This is a genomic window from Vibrio sp. 1562, assembly GCF_033340155.1.
GTDB classification, from domain to species: domain Bacteria; phylum Pseudomonadota; class Gammaproteobacteria; order Enterobacterales; family Vibrionaceae; genus Vibrio; species Vibrio alginolyticus.
Window position 1 is genome coordinate 1 of sequence record NZ_JAWOVY010000841.1, and the last position, 504, is coordinate 504.

Genomic DNA, 504 nt, shown 5'->3' on the forward strand with positions numbered 1-504 from the left:
ACTGTGAAATCATAGTTTTCAACTGAACTGATTGCGTTTGTCCCACTCTATCTTTCCAACTGGTCGTAATAGTAATGGTTTTAAGAGATCCAGACACAGTAGCCGACGGCACAACCCACTCCACTGTATACGCACCAGTAGCGGAAGATCCTGTTGCAATAGAGGCAAAGCTAGCCGTAGAGATCGTCGAAAGCGCATCCGATGCTCCACGCGTACGGAACCATTCCAATTTATTTTCAGCAAGACGCAACGCTTCAATACTTTCTATCGCATAGTCGGATTCTCGTTCGAGATACACGTTTAGCTTTGTTAAACCTAGAGCCCCGACACCGATAAGCAAAAAAGAAATTAGAACCTCAAGAAGGTTAAAACCTTTTTGTTTAGAGATCATTCCAAGAGCCCTTTTTCCAGCGGAAATTAATAATCGGATCAACGACCTCATCGATGTTATCTCGGTTGTATGCAAAATTTAGAGAGTTAACAAAATAAGCACTATAACCTGGA

Annotated in this window: 1 protein-coding gene; it reads right to left on the reverse strand. The window is 42.3% G+C overall.

The window, feature by feature from the left end:
- A partial coding sequence (locus R7Z49_RS27975) for a prepilin-type N-terminal cleavage/methylation domain-containing protein (RefSeq protein WP_318112917.1) occupies nucleotides 1-391 on the reverse strand: 391 nt, incomplete at its 3' end.
- Nucleotides 392-504 lie beyond the last annotated feature (113 nt).